The 18,646-nt window shown below is 63.6% G+C and carries 15 protein-coding genes; 11 read left to right on the top strand and 4 right to left on the bottom strand.

The window, feature by feature from the left end:
• The first annotated feature begins 163 nt into the window (after positions 1-163).
• The 5 genes from HDG34_RS30050 (at position 164) to glnA (ending at position 5,923) form a co-directional block, all read left to right on the top strand.
• Positions 164-1,780: a methyl-accepting chemotaxis protein gene (locus tag HDG34_RS30050; RefSeq protein WP_184065328.1), complete on the top strand. Its 1,617-nt coding sequence runs from the start codon at positions 164-166 to the stop codon at positions 1,778-1,780.
• Positions 1,749-2,066, top strand: a complete 318-nt coding sequence (locus HDG34_RS40260) for an FmdB family zinc ribbon protein (protein WP_409259621.1) — start codon at positions 1,749-1,751, stop codon at positions 2,064-2,066. Before HDG34_RS30050 ends, HDG34_RS40260 begins: the two co-directional genes overlap by 32 nt.
• 575 nt (positions 2,067-2,641) lie before the next feature.
• On the top strand, positions 2,642-3,808 hold the full coding sequence (locus tag HDG34_RS30040) for a radical SAM protein (protein ID WP_184065326.1): 1,167 nt from the start codon (positions 2,642-2,644) through the stop codon (positions 3,806-3,808).
• A gap of 312 nt (positions 3,809-4,120) precedes the next feature.
• On the top strand, positions 4,121-4,324 hold the full coding sequence (locus tag HDG34_RS30035) for a hypothetical protein (RefSeq protein WP_018424860.1): 204 nt from the start codon (positions 4,121-4,123) through the stop codon (positions 4,322-4,324).
• A 93-nt stretch (positions 4,325-4,417) separates the two neighbouring features.
• Positions 4,418-5,923, top strand: a complete 1,506-nt coding sequence (gene glnA / locus HDG34_RS30030; protein WP_184065323.1) for a type I glutamate--ammonia ligase — start codon at positions 4,418-4,420, stop codon at positions 5,921-5,923.
• A gap of 64 nt (positions 5,924-5,987) precedes the next feature.
• Here the strand turns inward: glnA and HDG34_RS30025 are convergent, their stop codons facing one another.
• From HDG34_RS30025 to HDG34_RS30015, 3 genes are all read right to left on the bottom strand, one after another.
• Positions 5,988-6,338: a hypothetical protein gene (locus HDG34_RS30025; RefSeq protein ID WP_184065320.1), complete on the bottom strand. Its 351-nt coding sequence runs from the start codon at positions 6,336-6,338 to the stop codon at positions 5,988-5,990.
• Between the two features lie 90 nt (positions 6,339-6,428).
• Entirely contained in the window at positions 6,429-7,067 is a 639-nt protein-coding gene (locus HDG34_RS30020) for a LysE family translocator (RefSeq protein WP_184065318.1), read from the bottom strand.
• A gap of 187 nt (positions 7,068-7,254) precedes the next feature.
• Positions 7,255-8,130 (bottom strand): LysR family transcriptional regulator, encoded by an 876-nt coding sequence (locus tag HDG34_RS30015; protein WP_184065314.1) that lies wholly within the window; start codon positions 8,128-8,130, stop codon positions 7,255-7,257.
• 151 nt (positions 8,131-8,281) lie between these two features.
• On the opposite strand from HDG34_RS30015, the gene HDG34_RS30010 reads away from it, so the two are divergent.
• The 6 genes from HDG34_RS30010 to HDG34_RS29985 all read left to right on the top strand — a co-directional run bounded on the left by HDG34_RS30010 (position 8,282) and on the right by HDG34_RS29985 (position 17,484).
• Positions 8,282-8,716 carry a VOC family protein gene (locus tag HDG34_RS30010; RefSeq protein ID WP_008918388.1) on the top strand — a complete coding sequence of 145 codons (435 nt, stop codon included), beginning with the start codon at positions 8,282-8,284 and terminating at the stop codon, positions 8,714-8,716.
• Between the two features lie 409 nt (positions 8,717-9,125).
• On the top strand, positions 9,126-12,386 hold the full coding sequence (locus HDG34_RS30005; protein ID WP_184065311.1) for an efflux RND transporter permease subunit: 3,261 nt from the start codon (positions 9,126-9,128) through the stop codon (positions 12,384-12,386).
• 23 nt (positions 12,387-12,409) lie between these two features.
• On the top strand, positions 12,410-13,636 hold the full coding sequence (locus tag HDG34_RS30000; RefSeq protein WP_184065308.1) for an efflux RND transporter periplasmic adaptor subunit: 1,227 nt from the start codon (positions 12,410-12,412) through the stop codon (positions 13,634-13,636).
• 50 nt (positions 13,637-13,686) lie between these two features.
• Positions 13,687-15,222: an efflux transporter outer membrane subunit gene (locus HDG34_RS29995; RefSeq protein ID WP_184065442.1), complete on the top strand. Its 1,536-nt coding sequence runs from the start codon at positions 13,687-13,689 to the stop codon at positions 15,220-15,222.
• A 106-nt stretch (positions 15,223-15,328) separates the two neighbouring features.
• Positions 15,329-16,015, top strand: coding sequence for a heavy metal response regulator transcription factor (locus HDG34_RS29990; protein WP_018424874.1), 687 nt, complete (start codon positions 15,329-15,331; stop codon positions 16,013-16,015).
• Complete coding sequence (locus tag HDG34_RS29985) at positions 16,012-17,484, top strand: heavy metal sensor histidine kinase (protein ID WP_184065306.1); 1,473 nt, start codon at positions 16,012-16,014, stop codon at positions 17,482-17,484. Before HDG34_RS29990 ends, HDG34_RS29985 begins: the two co-directional genes overlap by 4 nt.
• On the opposite strand, the gene dinB is transcribed toward HDG34_RS29985, so the two are convergent.
• Complete coding sequence (gene dinB, locus HDG34_RS29980; protein ID WP_184065303.1) at positions 17,451-18,617, bottom strand: DNA polymerase IV; 1,167 nt, start codon at positions 18,615-18,617, stop codon at positions 17,451-17,453. The genes HDG34_RS29985 and dinB overlap by 34 nt on opposite strands.
• Between the last annotated feature and the right edge of the window lie 29 nt (positions 18,618-18,646).

Here is an 18,646-nt window from a genome sequence, read left to right as displayed (position 1 = left end):
GGCGCATGCCGATATTCTTGAGGTTCGCCCTGGCGCCGCCTTTCAGTGAGCTGAGATTAACGAGCACACTCTATTGCCATCTCATGCAATATTCTGTCTAATGAATTCAGAATAAAACGGCCGATTTATTCGGCTCGCTGACTTAGTCGACGGGGTTCACTTCATGTACTCTCTGCTGCCGCTCAAGGCCCAGGTGCGCCGTCACGCGCGAACGCTCGCCAGGTATTTTCCAGCTCCATTTTCACGCGACGAATCAAGCAGTGTCGACATCCTCGGTGTCATGACCCCCGGGCTGCTGAACGGGAACACCCTGCTGAACCTCAACTACGGCGAAGTGGACCACTTCACCGGCAAGACCCGCGCGACGGGCACCTTATTCGTCGCAATTGGCGACGACTTCGTGCGCGTCGCCACTTCGGTCAAAAGGCAAACCGGCGAGCGGGCCGTGGGCACGGTACTCGACCGCTCGCATCCCGGCTATCGGATGCTGCGCGGCGGGCGACCCTACACCGGTTACGCGACGCTATTCGGCAAGCAATACATGACACGGTACGAGCCGATCCGGGACAGTTCTGGCGAGATAATCGGCGCGCTGTATGTCGGCCTCGACGTCAGTGAGGTGTGGAACCTGTCGATCGGAGCCAGACTCGCGCTGCTTACGCTGGCCGCCAATACCGTACTTCTGCTGGGCTATGGTCGGCTGCTGGAGGCCGTGATCCCCCCCGACCGATCGAGCCCGGGAGCGGCATTGCCCGCTTTCCTGCAAACCGGGGTGATCGGCTTCGGGCTACTCGGCGCGCTGCTGGTCAGCGCGCTGGTCTTCGTGACGACCCGGCGCGGTCTCGGCATGCAACTGCTCGAAGCGAAGGCCGCCGCCGAAAAACTCGCGGCCGGCGATTTGACCGCGCAAGTTCATGTCAGCCGGCGCGACGAACTGGGCCAGTTGATGCAGGCAATGAACGGCATCAGTGTCGGTTTGGCCTCGGTAGTCGGCAACGTCCGACGTGCCTCCGATATGATCGCGCTGGGCGCGCGCGAAATTGCGGCCGGCAACGCGGAGCTTTCGTCCCGCACCGAGGCGCAGGCTGGCTCGCTCGAGGAAACCGCGTCGACGATGGAACAGTTGACGGCGATGGTCCGCGCCAATGCCGAACGCGCTTCGCACGCCAACCAACACATCGCCTCGGCCTCCGATCTCGCGGTCAAAGGCGGCACCGTGGTGGGGCATGTGGTGACCACCATGTCGTTGATCCGCGGCAGTTCCCACAAGATCGTCGACATCATTAGCATGATCGACTCAATTGCCTTTCAGACCAATATCCTGGCTTTGAACGCGGCCGTCGAGGCAGCACGCGCCGGCGACCAGGGACGCGGCTTTGCGGTCGTCGCCGCCGAGGTGCGCAGCCTGGCCCAACGCAGCGCCATGGCCGCCAAGGAAATCAAGGCGCTGATCACCGACTCGGTCGGCAACGTCAATGCAGGCGGCGAACTGGTCGACCAGGCTGGCCGGGACATGACCGAAATCGTCACGGCTGTCGATAGTGTGGTCACTTTGATGGGTGAGATTACCCACGCGAGCAACGAGCAAAGTACCGGCATCGGCGAAGTCAACCGCGCGATCGGGCAGATGGACGAGATGACCCAGCAGAACGTTGCCCTGGTGGAGCAGGTGGCAGCCGCGGCAGCCAGCATGCAAGAACAGGCGTCCACATTGGAAGATGCCGTGCAGGTATTTCGGCTGGTAAGCGATGGGCAAACTGACATTCGCCCCATACGATGAGCGCTGCGCGCGAGGTGCACGCAGGCGTTTCTCGCACTTTCCTGGACTAGAATGGGTTATTGCCGACGTCGTAGACGTATCTGGTCAGCCCGACGTGCGGGATTCTCGTTGGAGGAATGCCATGCCGACTTACCGGTACAGGTGTGAGAAGTGCGGTGAGATGTTCGAACACGCCGAGCATCTTGCTGAACATGAAAACGCTCATCCGGCTTGCCCAAAGTGCGGAAGCGAGAAGGTTCTGCACACACCCACGCCATTTGTGCCGAAAACCTCCAGAAAGAGCTGAAACCTGTCTGACCGGGCGACGGCAAAATCCGGGCCTTTGCAGCCGTTGCCCATGCTTTCGCGCGGACATTCGTGCGTCGGTTCAGCCCTGCCGGCGGATCTACGCTCGCAGATCCTCCCGTCGCCTTGTGGGATGGCGTAAGGCGGTTACCGACTGTGCGGCGCGTGTTTATCAGGAGCCTGAAACGGGATGTCACACCAAAAACGCCGACTCGTTTGAAATCCTATGCACATCTGCGAGACGTGAGCCGACTTGCGCTCCAGACTCGGGCCGTTTCAAGCTCGTGCCTGCTTACGGGCAGCAAGACGAAGGAGATTGGGTATCTCGATGGGAGCGTGCAAATCTGGAAATAGGCAGTGCCTGCTGCCAGATTGACGGCGCGGTACGCATGATAGGCAACGTCATTTGCGCGTGGTTGCCGTTATGCGGTTGTTTAACTTCAACGGTGCGTAGTTTCCATCCGCTGACCGTCACGGGTCGGGGCGTAGGCTGGCGTAAGAATGGATCACGCGCAGCGCGTCGAGCGTATTCTATGAAGCTTCTTGCCGAATTCGTCGGTAGGCCGTGAGGGTCCCATGGATACGACAGAGCGGATCATCAAGTGGCGCGATCAGCGGCATGCAGACGGTGTCGGCAGCGAACCGCACAATCCGCTGCCCGCGGTGTGCGACGTATCGGTGACGAACGTTTGCAACGCCGCATGCGACTTCTGCGGGTTCTCTCGCGAGAAAGATCTGGCGGGGCCACGTCGCTATCTCGACCCTGATGAGTTCGCGCGCGCACTGCCGATCCTGCGCAGACGCCGGATTCGTTACATGACGCTGCAGGGAGGTGAGCCGCTGGTTCATCCCGAGATCGCATCGCTCGTGGCTTCGGCCACCAAGGCCGGCATGCAGTGCGGCGTGATCACGAACGGCTGGTTTCTTCCCCGCTACATCAAGCCACTGGCGGCGGCCGGCCTCAGGCGTCTGCTGATTTCCATCGATAGCGCGGACATGCGCGAGCATGAGCGCAATCGCGGTCTGCGCGGTCTCGAGGCCCGCATCCGCGAGGGCATCACTCAGGCCCATAGCTTCGGCATCGAGGTCTGCGCATCGATTACGGTGAGCCGACTGGTCCGTTACGAGTTGCTTCCCGAGACGCTCAACCGGCTCGGCTTCGATGCCGTCGTTTTTTCCTATCCACGGCGCGAGGCGTTTGGATCTACATCGCTTGTTTACGACGAAGAATCGAAACTCGTCGACCTGAACACCGACGAACTACTCGAAGCGTTGAGCGCAATCGCGCGCCTCAAGAAGCATTTCCGTGTCATGGACCCGAGCGCTGCGCTGGCCGAGGTCGCGCGTTTCGTGCGCGGCGAACAGCAACTGGTTCCATGCATCGGTGGCAGCAAGTACTTTTATATCGACTGGAACCTCGATGTTTGGCGTTGCGAGGCGTGGCCTGAGCCGATGGGCTCCGTCTTCGACCTCGACCGCCTGCCCGATCAACGGCAACCCTGCAATGACTGCATGATGGGATGCTACCGGCATGCCAGCATTCTGATGCACGGTGCCGTCGCCGTGACCGACTCGGTGTACGCGCTGGGCAAGGGGCAGCTTCGGGCTGCTGTCGGCTTGTTGTTCCAGCGCAGCGTTGCGTATTCGCTGTGGGCGCTTTCAGTCGAAGAGTTACCTCGGGCGGCGCTCATCTCGTTCGCAAGACGGACTGGCCAACGCCGTTCCACGCCGCAAGCTGAATGAGCTCGATTTCCGCGACTGAGGTCCCCGGGGGAGACGGCTGCTCCCCATTCGAACGCCCGTCCGCGTTACTCGACCGGCGCAACCGCGCCTCCCGACAAGGTCTCGATGAGGGCTTTAGATGATTGCGGGCAAGCCGTTTTCACCGCCGAACCCATCGGCTGTGCTCGGCATCGGAAGCGAGAAAACTGTCATTGGATCGATTCCATTGCCTAAGATCAAGCTACGCGCTCCGTGAGGAAAGCACCGCGGCTCGCGAACGGCTTTATTGTCGCGCCCCCTTTTTCCGCGCGACTTTTCCACAAGGAGGTCACGATGAAATCAGAGGACAAGGGCGACGTGCGCGCTTTCGTGCAAACGGCCGAGCAGGGTGGCGAGCATGTCTGGGTCATCACGCTGGTCGACTTCGCGGCCCGTGAGGTCAAACGCTCGCTCGTTTCGGACGAGACGTATGCGACCTCCGCCGCTGCCAGAGATGCCGGCGAGGCTCATTTGAAGGCACTGGAGCAAGACCGCTAGGTCCACGCACTGCCGCCTTGTTTTCGCGCGTGGACGTACTAACGTTGGACTATAAGTACACGGGTGGTAATGGGGCGGAAGAGGGCAAAGTTCATGGCCAGTACGCAAGGAACAACCGGATCGCCGTTTGCGGTGTCCGTCGAAGCGGGCAGCTATCGCGTCACGCGACCACAAAGCGCAAGCGATGTGATCGGCCTGCTGCAAGCGCGCGATATTCAGATCGTCGATCTGAAATTCACCGACTTGCCCGGACTCTGGCAGCATTTTTCGATCACGCTTCCCGAGGTTCACGACGACCTGTTCAGCGCCGGCATCGGTTTCGATGGTTCATCGATCCGCGGCTTTCAGGAGATCCACGAGTCCGACATGCTGCTGCGGCCTGACCCGGCAACGGCCTTCGTCGACCCGGCTTGCGGCACACCGACGCTGTCGATCATTTGCGACGTCGTCGATCCCGTGCTGCGGCAGCCGTATTCGCGCGATCCGCGCTACGTGGCGAAAAAGGCGGAGAACTATCTGCGCCAGACGGGCATCGCGACGACGTGTTATTTCGGGCCCGAGCTCGAATTCTTCATCTTCGACTCCATCCGCTTCGGCCAGGATCAGCACTGCGGCTACTACTACGTCGAGTCGGGCGAGGGCGACTGGACCACCGGTCGCGACGAAGGCGCATACGGCGGTGGCAACCTCGGCTACAAGCAGCGCTACAAGGAGGGCTATTTCCCGGTGCCGCCTCATGACACGCTGCAGGAGATCCGCTCGGAAATCGCGCTGACGCTCCAGCAGGCGGGCGTACAGATCGAAGTGCATCACCACGAAGTTGCGACCGCGGGACAGAACGAGATCGACATGCGCTTTGCGACGCTGACCCGGATGGCCGACAACGTGATGATCTACAAGTACATCTGCAAGAACGTCGCGCGTCGGCACGGCAAGGTCGCAACCTTCATGCCGAAGCCGCTGTTCGCCGACAATGCGAGCGGCATGCATTGTCATCAGAGCCTGTGGAAAGACGAACAGAACCTCTTTTACGACGCGGGCGGCTGGGCGCTGACTTCGGACCTGTGCCGCTGGTACATCGGCGGATTGCTCCAGCACGCACCCGCGCTGATGGCCTTCTGCGCGCCGACGACGAATTCATACAAACGCCTGGTACCCGGATATGAGGCGCCCGTCAATCTGGCGATGTCGCAGCGCAACCGGTCGGCCGCGGCGCGCATTCCGATGTATTCGGATTCGGCGAACGCGCGGCGCGTCGAATTTCGCTGTCCGGACCCGTCGGCCAACGCATATCTTGCTTTCGCCGCGATGCTGATGGCCGGCCTCGACGGCATTGAAAACAAGACCGATCCCGGCGAACCGCTCGACCGCAACATCTACGATCTGCCGCCCGAAGAAGCCCGCAATATACGGCAGGTGCCGGGCTCCCTCGACGCGGCGCTGGCCGCGCTCGAAACCGATAACACGTTCCTGCGCAAAGGCGATGTCTTTACCGACGACGTGATCCAGACCTGGATCGACTACAAGCGCAGCCGCGAGATCGACACCATCAAATTGCGTCCGCATCCATGGGAGTTTTATCTGTACTTCGATATCTAGAAGAACAACGCAGGCGGTGACTCGGTCTTGGTACTAGAGCGCCTCGATGCGAGCGCCTCGCGACTCAATCGTCCGCGAAAAAATGGCCGATGAAAATGCAGCCAGCCGCGAGCGCAGCGCCCAGCGCCGCGACCGTATAAGCGAGCCTGGCACCATGCCACAAGCTATCGAACCATTGATGCAACTGCGCCATCAGTACCGCCGCGTTGCCGCCGATCTGCTGTAGCTCGATCTGATAGCGCGGATCGATCATGCCGTACATCGCGACCGCGCTATCGGGCGGCGGCACGCTCACGTAGATGAGCACCGCGGCGATCAGGCTGACGACCAGGATCGCCGCGCCGGTGAGATAGAGCCGCTTTTGCAGCGGCGAGCGTTGGTTGGAAGAAGGTGCGTCGTGGTCGTTGCCGTTCATCGTTGCGTAGGTGGGTGCCGTCGTTGATGGAGCCGAACCGCCAGTATCGCAGAGCGCGGCCTCGGGCGACCCAGACGCGCCCGACCCACCTCAACGCTTCGACGTCAACAATTTGACCCCCGCAATGCCGAACATCACCGCGAGCGAGCCATCGAGCCAGCGCCGGATCGCCGTATAGACGCGGCGTGCGGACGCCGTCGAAAACAGCACCGCGTAGCTGCTGAATACCGTCGCGCCGATCACCATGCAGCCCAGCACGACCGGCGTCACGTGCGCGGCGCCGTGTACCGGCGACATCGCGAGCGACACGATCGACAGCCACACCAGCACCGCTTTCGGATTCGTGAGATGCAGCAAAAGGCCACGCAGATAGAGTCGCCCGAGCGGTTCGTCGACGCGCGCCGCGCTCGCGGCCGGCTTGCCGGCGCTCCACGCCGAGCGTGCGGACTTGAAGCCGAGCCACAGCAGATACAAGCCGCCCGCGATCCGGATCGCGACGAGGCATTCCGAGTAGGCGGCGAGCGCCGCCGACAAGCCGAGCGACGCGAGCAGCGCCCATGAGAACGAGCCCGACACCACGCCGAGCGCGAACACCAGTGCCGCGCGTCGGCCCGCGCTCATCGCGAGCGACATGATCGCGAGATTGCTCGGCCCAGGGCTCGCGGTGCCGACGAAATAGGCGCTGTAGGCGATCAGGACATCGGCGGTGAGCAGAGGGCTGGCGATCATGGCGGGCAAATGTAAGGGCGGAGCGCGTGTTCGACAATGCAATGCAACGCGCCACACAGCCGGTTGAATGAAGCAACGATTCTGCGCGCCGTCGCGCGCGACTCACAGATACAGTTGCGCGTACGTATGGCAGCACACTCGATGCGAACCCGAAGCGAACTCGCATCGAATGCGGCGTGCAAAGCGCTCAACCGTGCGCCGCGCTCGCAATACACTCCGCCAACGCATCGGCGACCACCGGCCGGCTATGCCGCGGCCGCAGCACGAGCCCGATCTCGCGCTCGAAGCTCGCATCGCCGAGTTCGAGTGGGACGACGCTCGCTGGCCATTTGCCGAGCCCGGCCGTATTCGGAATCAGCGCGACACCCATGCCGCGCGCGACCAGTTGCACGATCGCCTGCAATTCGTCGAGCTCGACCGCATCGCGCACGCCAAGGCGCGCGCGCCGCAGAAAACGGTCGACGAGCCGTCCGCCGAACGACGCGCGGTCGTAGCGGATGAACGGCTCGCTGCGCAGCAGTTCGCGCCACGAGCGGCCGCCGCGCGCAAGCTGTTTCGGCGCGAGCAGCACGAACGGTTCGGCGACGAGCGTGCGCCATTCGAGTTCCGACGGCAGCGCGAACGGCGGTTTGATGATGACGGCCAGATCGAGCTCGCCCGAGTCGACCTGGCCGAGCAGCCCCAGCGACACGCCCGGCACCACGCGAATCCGCCAGCCGGGACGGTCGTCGCGAAAGCGCGCGAGCGCGTCGGCGAGCAGCGACACCTGCGCGGACGCGATCGCGCCGACCCGCAGCATGCCGCTCTCGGCGGCGCCGCCGCTGCGCTCGGAGAGCCGCGCATAGAGCGTCATCATTTCCTCTGCGAGCGCGAGCGTCTCGCGGCCCGCCTCGTTGAGCGTCGCAGAGCGGCCGGTGCGGTCGAACAGCTGAAAGCCGAGTTCCTGTTCGAGCCGCTGCATCTGCGCGCTGACGGCCGATTGCGTGAGCCCGATGCGCGCGCCCGCGCCGGAGAACGTGCCGTACTGGCTGACGGCGATGAAGGTTTTCAACTCGCTGAGCATGATCGATCAATCGATTTTGGTGATGGTCAGGTCAAATATATATCGTTTCTCAACATTTTTATTCATGATTAAACTTTGCTTCAACTGAACCGGTTGCCAGTCGTGCCAGTCGTAACTCATCCTCACACCCACCCCAGCGAGTCTTCCTATCATGAGCGTTGCCGAAACCGCTTTGCCGCCGTTCCACCTGGCGTTTCCAGTTCATAGCCTCGCCGCCGCGCGCGAGTTCTACGGCGAATTGCTCGGCTGCCCGGAAGGGCGCAGTTCGGACGCATGGGTCGATTTCAATTTCTACGGTCATCAGATCGTCGCGCATCTGGCGCCGGACGAAGTCGGTCACCGTCATACCAGCGCAGTGGATGGCGACGCGGTGCCGGTGCGCCACTTCGGCGCGGTGCTGTCGATGGAGCAATGGCAGGCCGCCGCGGACAAACTGCAGAAGGCCGGCATCGAATTCATCATCGAGCCGCATGTGCGCTTCAAGGGCGAGGTCGGCGAGCAGGCGACGATGTTCTTCCTCGATCCGTCGGGTAATGCGCTCGAGTTCAAGGCGTTCGCCGATATGTCGTCGCTGTTCGCCAAATAAGCGTCGCGGGCGTTGACGCCAGGATACGAATGACTGCAAATGAGGGCCGGTCGACCATTCAGGTTGACCGGCCTATTTTCGTTGAAGGGGATGGCCACTCGGAGCAAACTTGCCCCGTCTTGCGAATCAATCTGAAAGCATGTTTCATATCATTTCGGCCAAAAAACGTGCCGCGTATCAGCAAACGTTTCATTAACTGCGCGTAAATTTATTCAACAAACGTTTGCTTTGCGGCTAATTCGCAGCTAATTCGGCGAGAGCCCTTCGTCTTCAAAAATGGCGCTTTTGCTTTCAACAAGCTTCCTGACGATTTCGCCATTTTCATGCCATGCAGGCGTTGGTACCATCGATCTAGCATAGGCGCAGATTCAATCCCTCCCTCCACCCGCATTTTCTCTGGCCCGTTTCAATGTGGATCGTCAACGTAGCGCTTAAGCGGCCATACACGTTCATCGTGATGGCAATTCTGATCGTGCTGGCGACGCCCTTCGTGCTGTCCACCATGCCCGTCGACGTGCTGCCGGATATCAACATTCCGGTCGTCAGCATCATCTGGACGTATACGGGGCTGTCGGCCGAAGACATGGCCACCCGTATCACGTCGGTCAACGAGCGCAGTCTGACCACGACGGTCAACGACATCGAACATATCGAATCGCAATCGCTCCCCGGCATCGCGATCCTGAAGGTGTTTCTGCAGCCGAACGCGAACATCCAGACGGCGATCGCGCAGACGGTCGCCATCGAGCAGGCGCAATTGAAGCAGATGCCGCCGGGCGCCACCGCGCCGTTGGTCATCAGCTACTCGGCTTCCAGCATTCCAGTCATCCAGCTCGGCCTGTCGAGTCCGAAACTCTCGGAGCAGGATCTCAACGACACCGCGCTGAACTTCCTGCGACCGCAACTGGTGACGATTCCGGGCGCGGCCGTGCCGTATCCGTATGGCGGCAAATCGCGGCTGATCTCGGTCGACCTCGACACGCGCGCGCTGCTGGCCAAGGGCCTGACACCTGCCGACGTGGTCAACGCGTTCAACGCGCAAAACCTGATTCTGCCCACGGGCACGGCCAAGATCGGGCCGAAGGAATACACGATCGACATGAACGGGTCGCCGCCGACGTTGGAAGGTCTCAACGACATTCCGGTGCGCACCGTCAACGGCGCGACGACCTACCTGCGTGAAGTCGCGCATGTGCGCGACGGCTTCTCGCCGCAGACCAACATCGTGCGGCAGAACGGTCATCGCGGCGTGCTGATTTCGGTGCTGAAGAACGGCAACGCGTCGACGCTGTCGATCGTCGATACGTTGAAAGCCATTTTGCCGGCCGCGCGCGCCGCGCTGCCGCCGGATCTGCAGATCACCGCGCTGTTCGACCAGTCGGTGTTCGTGAAGGCGGCGGTGCAGGGCGTGGTGCGCGAAGCGCTGGCCGCCGCCGCGCTGACCGCCGCGATGATCCTGCTGTTTCTCGGCAACTGGCGTAGCACCTGCATCATCGCGATCTCGATTCCGCTGTCCATTCTGTCGTCGCTGATCGTGCTGCACGCGCTCGGGCAGACCATCAACATCATGACGTTGGGCGGCCTCGCGCTCGCGGTCGGCATATTGGTGGACGACGCGACCGTGACGATCGAGAACATCGAGCGGCACCTGCACTTGGGCACGAATCTGCACGATGCGATTCTCGAAGGCGCCGGCGAAATCGCAGTGCCGGCGCTCGTCTCGACACTGTGTATCTGTATCGTGTTCGTGCCGATGTTCTTCCTGACCGGCGTCGCGCGCTATCTATTCGTGCCGCTCGCGGAAGCGGTGGTGTTCGCGATGCTCGCTTCGTACATCCTGTCGCGTACGCTCGTGCCGACGCTCGCGATGCTGCTGATGGGCCACGCGCACAAGCCGAAGGCGGGCACGAAGCCGAATCTGTTCATGCGTCTGTATCACCGCTTCGACGCAGGCTTCGAGCGCATGCGTGCGACTTACATCATGATCCTGAGCAGCCTGCTCGTGCGTCGCAAGATGTTCGGCGCGCTGTTCCTCGGTTTCTGCGTGCTGTCGATGGGCCTGTTCTTCACGCTCGGCGAAGACTTTTTCCCGAGCGTCGACGCGGGCGATATCCGCTTGCACATGCGCGCGCCGACCGGCACGCGTATCGAGGAGACCGCGCGGCTTGCCGACGAGGTCGAAAAGGTGATCCGCGAAGTCGTGCCGCCCAGGGAGTTGGGCACGATTCTCGACAACCTCGGCGTACCGTATAGCGGCATCAACCTGTCGTATAGCAATGCGGGCACGATGGGCACGCTCGACGGCGAGATCCAGATTGCGTTGAACGAAGGCCACAAGCCGTCGCAGATCTACATGGACAAGCTGCGCGCGATCCTGCCGCAGCGTTTCCCGGGCGTCGAGTTCTTCTTTCAGCCGGCCGATATCGTCACGCAGATCCTGAACTTCGGCCTGCCTGCCGCGGTGGACGTGCAGATTTCGGGCGCGAATCAGCAGGGCAACCTCGACATCGCGCGCAAGCTGCTGAAGCAGGTGCGACTGATTCCCGGCACCGTCGACACGCATATCCAGCAGAAGCTCGACGAACCGGTGATCGATCTGCACATGGACCGCACCCGCCTGCAACAACTGAACCTGACCGCGAACGACGTCGCGCAGAACGTGCTCGTTTCGCTGTCGGGCAGCTCGCAGACGTCGCCGGGCTTCTGGGTCAACAACAGGAACGGCGTGGAATACAAGGTGGCGGTGCAGACGCCGCAGTACCAGGTGTCTTCGATCGACGAACTGTTGCGCACCCCGGTCTCGGCCACGATGAACGGGCCGACGCAACTGCTCGGCAACCTCGTGCAGATCTCGCCGAAGAGCCAGTTCGCGGAAGTCACGCATTACAACATCCGTCCGGTGATCGATCTGTATGTGAGCGTTGAAAAGCGCGATCTCGGCAGCGTGGCGAATCAGGTCGACAAGATCGTCGACGAGGTGCGCGGCTCGCTGCCACGCGGCAGCACGATCACCGTGCGCGGCCAGGTACAGACGATGCGCAGTTCGTTCTTTGGGCTCGGCATCGGCGTCGCGATGGCGATCGTGCTCGTGTATCTGCTGATCGTCGTGAACTTCCAGTCGTGGGTCGATCCGCTGATCATCGTCAGCGCGTTGCCGGCGGCGCTCGCGGGGATCATGTGGATGCTGTTCCTGACCGGCACCCATCTGAGCGTGCCGGCGCTGACCGGCGCGATCATGACGATGGGCGTCGCGACCGCGAACAGTATTCTGATGGTCGCGTTCGCGCGCCAGCGGCTGTCGGCCGGCGCACCGCCGCTCACGGCCGCGCTCGAAGCCGGCGCGAGCCGGATTCGTCCGGTGCTGATGACCGCGTTCGCGATGATCATCGGCATGATTCCGATGGCGCTCGGTCTCGGCGAAGGCGCCGAGCAGAATGCGCCGCTTGGCCGCGCGGTGATCGGCGGGTTGCTGTTCGCGACCGTATCGACGCTGTTTTTCGTGCCGCTCGTGTTTGCGGGAATTCATTCGTGGCTCGCGCGCCGTCATAAGAACGGCGGCGACGACGACAACGGCGGTGGCGACGCTGGCGACGATGGCGGTGGCAGTGGCAGTGGCGGCCATAGTGACACCCCCGCACCGGAACCCAGCAGTGCGGCGACGCCCGCGTAAAAGTTAAACGATGGTTGACTGAGATGACCGAAAAAACTCATGCATCGCTAGCGATCCCCGCGCGGGAAACCGAAGAAGGAGAGCACCGGCTGCCGCCGCGCCATCGCGAATGGAAGCGCGCGAAGATCGCCGTCGTGATCGTGCTCGTGCTGCTCGTGGTAGGCACACTTCGCACCGTGATCGCGAACGTGCTGCAAAACCGCGAAGTCGCGGCGATCGCGCAGCAGAATGCCACGCAGTACGTGAACGTCGTCATGCCGACCCAGACCGAGGGCGGCGGCGACACGCTGCTGCCGGGCACGCTGCGCGGCTATGTCGAGTCGCCGATCTATGCACGCGCGACCGGCTATCTGCTGCACTGGTACGCCGACATCGGCACCCACGTGAAGCAGGGGCAACTGCTCGCCGAGCTGGATACGCCGGAAATCGACCAGGAACTCGCGCAGGCTCTGGCACAGCGTCAGCAGATCAATTCGAGCCTCGCGCTCGCGAAGAGCTCGTTGGACCGTTGGCAGCAGTTGCGCCAGCGTGATGCGGTGTCGCAGCAGGAGCTCGATGAACGGCAAAGCACCTACACGCAGGACCTCGCGAATCTCGCGGCCGCCGATGCGAACGTCAAGCGTCTGCAGCAGCTCGAATCGTTCAAGCGGATCGTCGCGCCGTTTACCGGCGTGGTCACGCAGCGCAACGTCGACGTCGGCGATCTGATCGACGCGGGCAGCGGCACGAGCCGTGCGTTGTTCGCGCTTGCTCAATCGGACCCGTTGCGCGTCTATGTGCAGTTGCCGCAGGCCTACGCGCAGAACGTCGCGGTCGGGCAGAAGGTCGTGGTCACGCAGGCCGAGCTGCCGGGCCAGCAGTTCAACGGCAAGATCACGCATATATCTGGCGCGATCGACGTACCCACGCGCTCGTTGCAGATCGAAGTGACGCTGCCGAATCCCGACGACAAGCTGCGCCCCGGCGCGTACGTGCAGGTCGCGGTGCCGGCCGCCGCGCATGCGCGTCTCACGGTGCCCGGCAACGCGCTGCTGTTTCGCGCGGAGGGTCCGCGCCTCGCGGTCGTCGATGCAAAGGGCAACGTGAGCCTGCGCAAGGTCGTGATCGCGGTGGACCTCGGACAGCAGCTCGAAATCGAAAGCGGTATCTCGCCGAGCGATCGCATCATCGTCAACCCGAGCGATTCGATTGCCGATGGCGATCACGTGCAGGTGCAGCCGCTGCAGAAGAACGGCAAGGGGGCGTCGTGACGTTTGCGGCTTCACGCCAGGCGCGTACGCGTGGCACTGTCTTCACCGCGCTGAGCGCGTGCGCCGGCGCGGCGCTGCTCGCCGCGTGCACGGTCGGTCCGGACTATCAGCGGCCGCAGGCCGAGGTGCCGCCCGAATGGCACACCGATTCGTTCTGGCGCGTCGCCGCGCCGTCGCATGCGCCGATCGCGCCGGACTGGTGGACGGGCTTCGCCGACCCGACGCTCGCGACGCTCGAAACCCAGGCACTCGCGCAGAACCAGACGCTCGCCGCGGCGAGCGCGCACTACGAGCAGGCGAAGGCGACGCTCGCGAACACCAGCGCGCAGCGCGTGCCGGAAGTCGATTTCAACGCACAGGCCTCGCGCTTCCGTATTTCGCACGACCGGCCGCTGACGAACTACGCGACGCCGACCGAATCGACGGTGCAGAACAACCTCCAGCTCGGGCCGACGATCAGCTACGACACCGATCTGTTCGGCCGCATCCGTCGTCAGGTCGAGGGCGCGCAGGCGTCGGCCGAACAGTCGGCGGACGATCTCGCGAACGCGCGCCTCGTGCTGACGACCGACCTCGCCACCGACTACTTCTCGCTGCGTGAGCTCGACCGCGAGATCGACGTGCTGAACCAGTCGGTGAAGCTGCAGCAGAAAGCGCTCGACTACGTGAACACCGAGCACGATCTCGGTTCGGTATCGGGCCTCGACGTGCTGCAGCAGAAATCGCAGCTCGATTCGACGCGCGTGCAGGCGCAACTGCTGCTCAATCAGCGCGCGCAGTTCGAGCATGCGATCGCCGCGCTGGTCGGCGTGCCGGCACCGCAGTTCGCGATCGAGCCGAAGGTACTCGACATCAAGGCGCCGACCGTACCGCTCGGCGTGCCGAGCGACGTGCTGCAAAGGCGTCCCGACGTCGCCTCGGCGGAACGTGCGATGGCGGCGGCCAACGCGCAGATCGGCGTGGCCAAGGCGGCGTTCTTCCCGAGCCTCACGCTGACGCCGGGCATCGGCTGGGAGAGCACCGAGTTCGCCAATCTGCTGAGCGCGCCGACGCTGATGTGGACGCTCGGCGCGACGGTCGGTCAAGTGATCTTCGACGGCGGCCGGCGCGCGGCCAACGTCCAGTACGCGAGCGCGGGCTACAAGGCGACCGAGGCGAATTATCGGCAGACCGTGCTGAGCGCGTTCCAGCAGGTACAGGACGGCATCACAGGACTGTCGGTGCTCGACGGCGCGGCGAAGCAGTCGCGCGAGGCGGTCGAGGACGCGCAGCGGCTGCTGTCGCTCGCGAACGATCGCTATTCGGGCGGCCTCGTCGCGTATCTGAACGTGATCGACGCGCAGGAGTCGCTGCTGACCAGCGAGCGCACGGACGTGCAGATTCACGGCCAGCAGTTGACGCTGTCGGTGGCGCTCGTGAAGGCGCTCGGCGGCGGCTGGGAGGGCGGCGCGCAAGGTGGCGCAATGGCCGGGAGCGAGGCTACCCGTACTAACGCGACAGCGAACGTCGCCAGTGCTACGGCATCGCCGCAGCAAGCGCCAGCCGGCGGCGCGCAGCAGAAGGAGATGCCGGCTCCTGCACACTGAATCGCCCCGGCCGAGCTTCCATGCCGAGGGAGTGGGATCGGCGCGAGGCGTTAGGGGCGTTTCGTATAATGGACAGTTGACCGCCAAACGTGGCATGGGGACGCGGATGAAATTGCTGATCGTTGAAGACGAGCACAAGGTGGTGGACTACCTGCGCTCCGGTTTGACAGAGCAGGGCTGGGTCGTCGATGTCGCGCTCGACGGCGAGGAAGGCATGCATCTGGCCACCGAATTCGATTACGACGTGATCGTCCTCGACGTGATGCTGCCTAAGCGCGACGGCTTCAGCGTGCTGAAGGCGCTGCGCATGCGCAAGTCGACGCCGGTCATCATGCTGACCGCGCGCGATCACGTGAACGACCGCGTGCGCGGCCTGCGCGAAGGCGCGGACGACTACCTGACCAAACCGTTCTCGTTCCTCGAACTGGTCGAGCGTCTGCATGCGCTCGCGCGCCGCACGCGTTCGCAGGAATCCACGTTGATTTCCGTCGGCGATCTGTTCGTCGATCTGATCGGCCGCCGCGCGACGCGCGACGGCGTACGCCTCGACCTGACCGCCAAAGAGTTTCAACTGCTCAGCGTGCTCGCGCGCCGTCAGGGCGACATTCTGTCGAAGACCGCGATCACCGAACTCGTGTGGGACGTCAACTTCGACAGCCACACGAACGTCGTCGAAACCGCGATCAAGCGGCTGCGCGCGAAGCTCGACGGCCCGTTCCCGTCGAAGCTGCTGCACACGGTGCGCGGCATGGGCTACGTGCTCGAAGTGCGCGAAGAGGCCGAGACATCATGAACCGTTCGATTGCCCGCCGTCTCGCGTCGATGTTCGCGCTGGTCGCGCTGTTCGTGTTTACGCTCGTCGGCACGGGGCTCTTTCTGGTGCTGCGCACGCAGCTCGAGCATCATCTGCGCGAGTCGCTCGACGATCGCACGCAGATCGCGCGCATCATCGTCTATCACGCGGTGACGCCCGAAAAATGGCGGATGTGCCGCGAAAAACTCACCGACATGACGCCGCACGACGGCAGCACCGTGTACTCGGTGACGAGCGCGGACCCGAGCTATCACTTCGGCACGCCGGTGCAGGGCACTGTCACGAAGAGCTGGCCGGGCGGCTATGCGCGCATCGCGCCGGCGGGCGGCGGCCCCGACATGCTGACCTCGACGGTGACCTTGCCCGCCAACGCCGCGCGGCCGCCGGTGCAGTTGCAGGTCGCCTCGAGCTATTCACCGAACCTGCGCACGATGCGCGTGTTCGGCTCGGCGCTCGCGGCGCTGTCCGCGCTCGGCAGTCTCGCGGTGCTGCTGCTCAGCTACTCGGTCACGCGCATCGGTCTCGCACCGCTCACGCGTCTGACGCGCGACGCATCGGCGGTCAGCCCGAACAACCGCTCGCAGCGGCTCAATACGGCGTCGCTGCCGCTCGAACTGAACGACCTCGCGAACTCGTTCAACGGCGCGCTCGAACGGCTCGACGGCGCCTACGGCCGGCTCGAATCGTTCAACGCGGACGTCGCGCATGAACTGCGCACGCCGGTCACGATCCTGATCGGCCAGACCGAGGTCGCGCTGACCCGCAACCGCTCGGTCGACGATCTGCGCCACACGCTGCAATCGAATCTCGAAGAATTCGAGCGGATGCGCACGATCATCAACGACATGCTGTTCCTCGCGCGCGCCGATCAGGGCGAACGCGCGACGGGGCTCGTCGAGGTGTCGCTCGCGGCGGAACTCGCGCATACGCTCGAGTTTCTGGAGATTCCGCTCGAAGAGGCGCACGTGCATGCGCAGTTGCACGGCGATGCGTTCGCGCGCGTGAACCGGTCGCTATTCGGCCGCGCGTGCACGAACCTGCTGATGAACGCGATCCAGCATTGCGAGCCGGGCGCGTCGATCAGCGTGACGATCGCGCGCGGGAAAGGACCGATGCGCGACCAGGTGCGCGTCGCCGTGGCAAATCCTGGCGAGCCGATCGCGCCGGACGTCCTCGAACATCTGTTCGACCGTTTCTATCGCGCGGAAGTCTCGCGCACCAATAGCCGCGAAAACCACGGGCTCGGGCTCGCGATCGTGAAGGCGATCGCGGAGATGCATCGCGGCACCGTGTCCGCGCACAGCGCCAACGGCATCAACACGTTCTCGTTTTCGGTGGCGGCGTCGGCGCTGTCCACGTCAGGCGACGTGCCGGCCATGCGTGCGAACGCGACCGGCGTCGCCGGCGACAGCGCCTATTCGTCGCTCGCGAAAGGCAAGTCGGCCTGAACCGGCAGGCGCGGCTTCAGCGCCTGTTCGCTGGCCGACGTCAGCGTGCTGATGCGCACGCCCAATAGCCGCAGCTTGCGGTTCAACTCCACGCGTCGCAAACATTCGGTCGCCGCGCGGCGGATTTCGGTCGCGTCGGCGGTCGGTTCGTCGAGCGTCAGGTCGCGCGTGACGGTGTGGAAGTCGTCGTAGCGCAGCTTGATGCCGATCGTGCGGCCCACGTAGCCCTTGCGCACGAGATCGTCGGCGACACGCACGCACAGCCCCGTAAACGCGCTCGATAACGCCGGTCGATCGTGGCGCGGATGCAGATCGCGCTCGAACGTGGTCTCGCGGCTGATCGACTTCGGCTCCGATTCGACCACCAAGGGCCGCTCGTCGTGACCCTGCGCGACCTGCATCAGCCAGGCGGAATAGCTGCGCCCGAAGTTGTCCTGCAACAACCCGGCGTCGGCGGCGGCCAGATCGCCGACCGTCGCGAGGCCGAGTGTGGTCAGCTTCTGCGCGGCCTTCGGGCCGATGCCGTTGACCTTGCGCACCTGCAGCGGCCACACGCGCAGCGGTATATCGGCCGGCGTGAGGATCGTCAGGCCGTCAGGCTTGTCGAGTTCGGAGCCGATCTTCGCGAGCAGTTTGTTCGGCGCGACGCAGATCGAACACGTGAGACCGGTGGCCTGATGAACGGCGTCCTTGATGCGCCGGCCGATGTCGGCCGGTTCGCCCGCCAGGTCGGTCAGGTCGATATAGATCTCGTCGATGCCGCGATCCTCGATGCGGTCCGTGAACGTCCTGACGGCGGCCTTGAAAAGACGCGAGTAGTGGCGGTATGAATCGAAGTCGGTCGGCAGCAGGATCGCGTCGGGCGCGAGCGCGGCGGCCTTCATCATGCCCATCGCCGAAAATACGCCGAGCGCGCGCGCCTCGTAGGTCGAGGTGGTCACGACGCCGCGGCCCGCGTAATCGCGCAGCTTCGCGAAGCGCCTGCTGCCGTCTTCGAGCACCTGCGGCGCGCTGTTGCGCCCGCCGCCGATCACCACCGCGCGCCCGCGCAACTCCGGATAGCGCAGCAGTTCCACGGACGCGTAAAACGCGTCCATGTCGAGGTGCGCGATGCGGCGGGTTGGCGAATTCATGGGAGTTGAAGCGGGCGATGGCAATAAAC

Source organism: Paraburkholderia sp. HC6.4b (assembly GCF_014200875.1).
GTDB lineage: Bacteria > Pseudomonadota > Gammaproteobacteria > Burkholderiales > Burkholderiaceae > Paraburkholderia > Paraburkholderia tuberum.
The sequence above is the reverse complement of the archived record's forward strand: the minus strand, read 5'-3'. Positions and strand labels throughout refer to the sequence as shown.